Here is a 5,787-nt window from a genome sequence, read left to right as displayed (position 1 = left end):
CGGAGGTTCCGGGGGGCCGGGCCGCGGTGCGATGCCGGTGGTGCTGGTGGGTCAGGCGAGGCCGCCGGCGGCGGCGATGATCTGGCCGGTGACCCAGCGGGCGTCGTCGGAGGCGAGGAAGGCGACGACGTCGGCGATGTCCTCGGGCTCGCCGACCCGGCCCAGCGGGGTCATGCCGGCGACGGCCGGGAACTGCTCGCGGATCGGGGCGGTCTGGTCGGTGTTGACCAGGCCGGGCAGCACCGAGTTGACGGTGATCTGGCGGGCGCCGAGCTCCTTGGACGCGGCCAGGCCGAGCGCCTCGACGGCGGCCTTGGTGGCGGAGTAGACGCCGAAGCCGGGGAACGGCTGCTTGGTGTAGCCGGTGGAGATGTTGACGATCCGGCCGCCGTCGTTCAGCACCCGGGCGGCCTGCTGGATGGCGTAGAACGTGCCCTTGAAGTTGACGTCGACGACCCGGTCGAGGAGCTCCGGGCCGACCTCGGCGAGCGCGCCGTTGGCGCCCAGGCCGGCGTTGTTGACCAGGATGTCCAGCGAGCCGAAGGCGGCCAGGGTCTCCTTGAAGACCCGCTCCACGTCGGCCGGGACGCCGATGTCGCCCTGGACGGCGATGGCCCGGCCGCCGGCCGACTCGATCGCCTCGACGACGGCCCGGGCGGACGCGGCGTCGCTGTGGTAGTTGACCGCGACCTGGGCGCCGTCGGCGGCCAGTCGCAGGGCGGTCGCCCGGCCGATGCCGCGCGAGGAGGCGGTGACGAGGGCGGACTTGCCGGCGAGCTTCTTGGTGGTGGTCATGGTGATCCGACGCCTTCCGTTCGTGGTGGACGATGTGATTAATGTAGCGGTCGCTACATGCAATCGCAAGCAAGTTGGAGAAGATCGTTCGGGAGCCCGGGGAAGGGCCGGGGCGCGCCCCCGGGCTTCCGAACGCGCCGGATCAGACCGGCAGTTCGACCGACAGGCCGTGACGGAACACGTTCCGCGGGTCGTAGGCGGCCTTGACCTGCTGGAGCCGCGGGTAGTTGTCCTTGTAGTACAGGCGCTGCCAGGGGATGCCCGAGGTGTTCAGCAGCGGGTCGCGGACGTCCGCGTCGGCGTAGTTGATGAACATGCCGTCCGCGAACCCGTTCAGCCCGGGCACGCCGCCGGTCTCGAAGTACAGCTCGCGGAAGAACTGCCGCAGCCACGCCAGGTGGACGGCGTCCTGGGCCGGGTCCGTCCACAGCGCCGCGCACTGGACCTTGAGGATCGAGTCCCGCTGGGCCACCGCGGTGTCGGTGGGGGACCACCGGTTCACCTGGCCGCCGTACGCCGAAACGAGCATCAGCGCACCGGGGTTGAAGTAGTCGGTGCGGGTCAGGTTGCGGTGCATCGCGTCGATCTGGAGCGCCGTGAAGGCCTGCCGCTGGTACCCGGGCTTGCCCTTGAAGCGGTACGTCGGGTCGGGTCCGGTGAACCCGCCCCACTGGGTCGCGTGCAGCCAGGGGACGACCCGTTCCTCCACGACCACCGGGGCGACGCCGACGCCGTTGCCGACGGCGGCGATGTAGTCGTCGAGCATCTGCCGGGAGGTGGACGGCGAACGGCTGGGCGAGGTCGCCGCTCCGGTCGACAAGGGTGTGCTGACCCCGCGGATCGCGGGAGTGCTGCCGCTCGCCGAGGGCGCTGCGGCGCACGCCCGGCTGGAGGCCGGCGGGGTGCGCGGGAAGCTGCTGCTGTCGGTGTGACCGGGCGGGGACCCGGCCGGGCGCGGGTGCCGCGCGCACTCCACCGGCCGGCCGCCCCGCGGTACTGTTGATGTCCGTTTCCCGCTGCCTCGGAACTGCATGTGAATGCATAGGGTGGACGGCGGCCCCGCAGAGGAGCGGTACGCCAGGGCGGGCCGGAGCCGCCGGAGAGGTAGGGATCGTCGATGGGACAGCGACGCGAGAGCGACATCGAGCTGTGGAACCAGCTGGCGGTGCTCGTCGCCGAGGTGGGGACCACCCTGGACCGCAAGCTCACCCGTGAGGCCGGGATCAGCCTCAGCGAGTTCCAGACCCTCAACGCCCTGGCCGCCGCCGAACCCGAAGGGCTGCGGATCCAGCAGCTCGCCGAGGCGCTCGGCCTGAACCAGTCCTCGGCCAGCCGCCTGGTGGGGCGGCTCCAGGGCCAGGGCCTGGTGAGCCGGGGCGTCTCGGAGACCGACCGGCGCGGTGTGCTCGCCCGGATCACCGAGCGGGGCGAGGCGACCGCCCGGCAGGCCCGGGACCTCTTCGACCGCGAGATGGGCCAGGCGCTGGACCTGGCCTCGATCGACGGACGGACGGCGACCGTGGTCGCCCGGCTGCGCTACACCCCCGGCGAACGTCCGCCCGCCTCCTGACCGTCCGCTCCCCGTCCGTCCGTTCCCCGACCGTCCGCGAGGCCCCCCGGCCGGGCTTCCAGTTCGAACGACCGGCAGCGCGAGTCGACGGTCTGCGCGGAGTCCGTGAGGTCCCACCAGAGCACCTGGCGTACCAGCTGCGCACGGGCGGCGCGGGCAGCATCTGTGCGACCATGCCATTACCTTCCTTAGCGAACAGTACAAAAAAGGGGGACGACCATGGCCCGGGGAAGACCCCGCACCTTCGACCGCGCGGCCGCGCTCCGGCAGGCCACCATGCTGTTCTGGCAGTACGGCTACGAGGGCACCTCGGTCGCCGAGCTGACCAAGCGGATGGGGATCAACGCGCCGAGCCTGTACTCCGCCTTCGGGGACAAGCGCGCGCTCTTCGACGAGGTCGTCGAGACGTACGGCCGCAGCTTCGGGAGCTTCGTGGCGGTGGCCCTGGAGGAGGAGACGACCGCCCGCGAGGCCTTCGCCCGGGTCCTGCGGGAGGCGGCCGCCGCCTACACCGACCCCGAGCACCCGGCCGGCTGCCTGGTGATCAGCGCGACCACCAACGTCTCCCCCAAGGACGACGAGGTGGCCGACGCGATGCGGGAGCTGCGGCGCTCCAACCTGGACGGGTTCCGGGAACGCGTCGAGGCGGACGTCGCGGCCGGTCGCCTGCCCGCCGGGACGGACGCCCACGCGCTGGCCGTCTACTACGCGACCGTCGTGCAGGGGATGTCCCAGCAGGCCAGGGACGGGGCCTCGGCGGCGGACCTGGAAGCGGTCGCCGGGCTGGCGATGGCCTCCTGGCCGGCCTGAGGCCCCGTCCGCGGTCCTCCCTTAACTGCAGCGTGCGGGCCTTGAGGCGGCGCGGTGCACGGCCTCCGGCTCCAGCCGCTCCCCGCCCTCGTCGCCCACCACCTCCTCCAGGTGACCGTGGACCACTCCGCCTACGGTGCCCGCTTCCGCTTCCCCCCACTGACCCGCCTCGATTTCGCCCCGGCCGCCAGGCCCCGGCTCCAGCTGGCCGACTGACGCCCGCCCCGCCCCTCACGCGCCTTCGGCGGGGCAGGGCGGGGGCGGCCCGTGGGGGGGGGCGTTGCGGAATCCCCGGCCGGTGCGGCAGGATTCAGGAAAATCGCTTTCTTGAACGGTACATGCGGACTCCGGAGGTCGAACGCGCCGGAAGACCCGCTCGACGATCCGGGAAATCCACCGCCGGACCGGAGCGCGTCAGGGAGGACGGGCGGCCGCGCCGAGCATCCGCAGGAACGCAGACCCGCCGCGCCACGACCCTCCCGCCCTCACGCAAGGAACCGGAGCCATGACCGGCATCCCCGCCATCCCGTCGTACCGGTTACCGGCCGAGGCCGACCTGCCGCCGGCCGCCGTCTCCTGGACCGCCGAGCCGGACCGCGCCGTCCTCCTCGTCCACGACATGCAGCGCTACTTCCTCGCCCCGGTCCCCGAGCGCACCCGGGACGAACTGGTGCGCAACGCGGCCCGGTTGCGCGACCGCTGCGCCGCCCTGGGCCTGCCGGTCGCCTACACCGCGCAGCCGGGCGGCATGACCGACGAGCAGCGCGGCCTGCTCAAGGACTTCTGGGGCCCCGGCATGCGCCCCGCCCCGGAGGACCGCCAGGTGGTGGACGCCCTGGCGCCCGCCGAGCGGGACTGGCTGCTCACCAAGTGGCGCTACAGCGCGTTCTTCCGTACCGACCTGCTGCGGCGGATGCGCGACGCCGGCCGCGACCAGCTGGTGCTCTGCGGCGTCTACGCCCACGTGGGCGTGCTGGCGACCGCCGTCGAGGCCTTCAGCAACGACATCCAGGTGTTCCTGGTCGCCGACGCCACCGCCGACTTCTCCCCGGAGTACCACCGCTCGGCGCTGCGCTACGCCGCCGAACGCTGCGCGCGCGTCACCACGGTCGGGAGGCTGTTCCCGTAGCGGCTGTCCGGGGCGCCCCTGGGCACCCCGGACAGCCACCCTCAGCGGATCCGCGGGTGCTCCACGGCGGCGGTGGAGCGCCGGGCGAACGGCGCGGTGTCGATGCCGCGGTCGGCGCAGAACTCGCGCAGCGAGCCCTGGATCAGCAGGTCGCGGCGGGTCAGCTCGTCCGGTGACGCCGCCCCGAGCATGGTCATCAGCGCCGCCAACTGGTCGAGCCAGGTGGTGAGTTGATCGACCAGCGCGTCCACGCCCCCGTCCATCAGGGTGCGCAGGAAGGTGCCGGACGCCCCGACCCCCCGGGCGCCGAGCGCCAGCGCGCGGGCCACGTCGAGCGGGTGGCGCACGCCGCCGGAGGCCAGCACGGGCAGGTCCACGCCCTGGACGTCCAGCAGGCAGGCGGCGGTGGACAGGCCCCAGCCCTCCAGGTAGCCGTAGTCGCGCAGGTCGCGCCGCCCGTTCTCGATCCGGGCGAAGTCGGTGCCGCCCCGGCCGCCGAGGTCGGCCGCCCGCACGCCCAGTTCACGCAGGGTCAGCACGGTCTCCCGGCTGAGCCCGAAGCCGACCTCCTTGACGATCACCGGGACGTCCACCGCGGCCGCGATCCTTCCGATCCGCGGCACCCAGGCGGAGAACGAGCGGTCGCCCTCCGGCATCACCGTCTCCTGGACGGTGTTGACGTGGATCTGCAGGGCGTCGGCCGCCAGCAGGCCGACGGCGCGGCGCGCGTTCTCCACCGAGGCGGTCGCGTTGACGTTGGCCAGCACGAAGCCGTCCGGGTTCTCCTCGCGCAGCACGCTGAAGGTGCCGGCGCAGGACTCGTCCTTGAAGTACGCGCTCATCGAGCCGGACGCGATCGGCACGCCGGTCCGCCGGGCGGCGATCGCGAGGTCGCGGTTGATCCGTCCGGTCATGGCGCTGCCGCCGGTCATCGCGTTGATGTACAGCGGGACCGGCCAGGAGAGGCCGGCGAAGCCGGTGGCCAGGGAGACCCGCGGCCGGTCGATCCCGGCCAGGGCGTGGTGGACGAACGTCACCTCGTCGAACTGGTTGCGCCCGATGTGGCCGTGCTGCTGCTCGACCGCGAGCCGGACGTGGTCGTCCTTGCGTTGGGAGATCATTCCTCGTTCCCTTTCCGGGGCGGGCGGTGGCGGCGTGCCCTACGTTTCGGCGACCAGCATCTTCTCGGCTGGGCGGCGCCACGGGTAGTGCGACCGGACCGAGGGCGTCCGGGTGGGCGCCGACGCTCCTCGGCGCGGACGGGGCGGCCGGTCCGCCGCCGCTCCCGCCGCCCCGTCCGGCGGGCCGTATTCGGCCGCACGGGGCGGCCCGGTCTGGCATGATGTCCACGGTGTCGGGGTGCTAGCTCAATGGGTAGAGCAGCGGACTTTTAATCCGTAGGTTCAGGGTTCGAGCCCCTGGCGCCCCACCGACACGAAGGCCCGGGCCGGATTCACCTCCGACCCGGGCCTTCACCGTTCCC

At 73.0% G+C, this 5,787-nt stretch carries 8 protein-coding genes and 1 tRNA gene; 6 read left to right on the top strand and 3 right to left on the bottom strand.

The window, feature by feature from the left end:
• Positions 1-51: 51 nt before the first annotated feature.
• Both ABD308_RS08210 and ABD308_RS08205 read right to left on the bottom strand, forming a co-directional pair.
• On the bottom strand, positions 52-795 hold the full coding sequence (locus tag ABD308_RS08210; RefSeq protein ID WP_344329832.1) for an SDR family oxidoreductase: 744 nt from the start codon (positions 793-795) through the stop codon (positions 52-54).
• Positions 796-937: 142 nt separating this feature from the next.
• Positions 938-1,561, bottom strand: a complete 624-nt coding sequence (locus ABD308_RS08205; protein ID WP_344329831.1) for a BBE domain-containing protein — start codon at positions 1,559-1,561, stop codon at positions 938-940.
• A gap of 10 nt (positions 1,562-1,571) precedes the next feature.
• Here ABD308_RS08205 and ABD308_RS08200 point away from each other — a divergent pair, with 10 nt between their 5' ends.
• The 5 genes from ABD308_RS08200 to ABD308_RS08180 all read left to right on the top strand — a co-directional run bounded on the left by ABD308_RS08200 (position 1,572) and on the right by ABD308_RS08180 (position 4,304).
• Complete coding sequence (locus ABD308_RS08200) at positions 1,572-1,727, top strand: zinc-binding dehydrogenase (RefSeq protein WP_344329829.1); 156 nt, start codon at positions 1,572-1,574, stop codon at positions 1,725-1,727.
• Between the two features lie 185 nt (positions 1,728-1,912).
• On the top strand, positions 1,913-2,365 hold the full coding sequence (locus ABD308_RS08195) for a MarR family winged helix-turn-helix transcriptional regulator (protein ID WP_344329828.1): 453 nt from the start codon (positions 1,913-1,915) through the stop codon (positions 2,363-2,365).
• 219 nt (positions 2,366-2,584) lie between these two features.
• A complete protein-coding gene (locus ABD308_RS08190; protein WP_344329827.1) occupies positions 2,585-3,175 on the top strand; it encodes a TetR/AcrR family transcriptional regulator in 591 nt (196 codons plus the stop codon).
• A 54-nt stretch (positions 3,176-3,229) separates the two neighbouring features.
• On the top strand, positions 3,230-3,391 hold the full coding sequence (locus tag ABD308_RS08185) for a hypothetical protein (RefSeq protein WP_344329824.1): 162 nt from the start codon (positions 3,230-3,232) through the stop codon (positions 3,389-3,391).
• A 289-nt stretch (positions 3,392-3,680) separates the two neighbouring features.
• Positions 3,681-4,304 (top strand): isochorismatase family protein, encoded by a 624-nt coding sequence (locus ABD308_RS08180; RefSeq protein WP_344329822.1) that lies wholly within the window; start codon positions 3,681-3,683, stop codon positions 4,302-4,304.
• Between the two features lie 41 nt (positions 4,305-4,345).
• Here ABD308_RS08180 and fni read toward each other — a convergent pair whose 3' ends face one another.
• A complete protein-coding gene (gene fni / locus ABD308_RS08175; RefSeq protein ID WP_344329819.1) occupies positions 4,346-5,425 on the bottom strand; it encodes a type 2 isopentenyl-diphosphate Delta-isomerase in 1,080 nt (359 codons plus the stop codon).
• Between the two features lie 235 nt (positions 5,426-5,660).
• Here fni and ABD308_RS08170 point away from each other — a divergent pair.
• Positions 5,661-5,733, top strand: a tRNA-Lys gene (locus ABD308_RS08170).
• Positions 5,734-5,787: the final 54 nt, after the last annotated feature.

The sequence above is a fragment of the Kitasatospora putterlickiae genome (genome assembly GCF_039527695.1).
GTDB classification, from domain to species: domain Bacteria; phylum Actinomycetota; class Actinomycetes; order Streptomycetales; family Streptomycetaceae; genus Kitasatospora; species Kitasatospora putterlickiae.
This window is presented reverse-complemented; position numbering and strand designations above follow the sequence as displayed.

What these genes read in the sequence shown, in the direction of transcription:
- ABD308_RS08195 (WP_344329828.1), top strand. Translation starts at nt 1,913, where the DNA reads ATGGGACAGCGACGCGAGAGCGACATCGAGCTGTGGAACCAGCTGGCG.
- ABD308_RS08180 (WP_344329822.1), top strand. Translation starts at nt 3,681, where the DNA reads ATGACCGGCATCCCCGCCATCCCGTCGTACCGGTTACCGGCCGAGGCC.
- ABD308_RS08190 (WP_344329827.1), top strand. Translation starts at nt 2,585, where the DNA reads ATGGCCCGGGGAAGACCCCGCACCTTCGACCGCGCGGCCGCGCTCCGG.
- fni (WP_344329819.1), bottom strand. Translation starts at nt 5,425, where the DNA reads ATGATCTCCCAACGCAAGGACGACCACGTCCGGCTCGCGGTCGAGCAG.
- ABD308_RS08210 (WP_344329832.1), bottom strand. Translation starts at nt 795, where the DNA reads ATGACCACCACCAAGAAGCTCGCCGGCAAGTCCGCCCTCGTCACCGCC.
- ABD308_RS08205 (WP_344329831.1), bottom strand. Translation starts at nt 1,561, where the DNA reads ATGCTCGACGACTACATCGCCGCCGTCGGCAACGGCGTCGGCGTCGCC.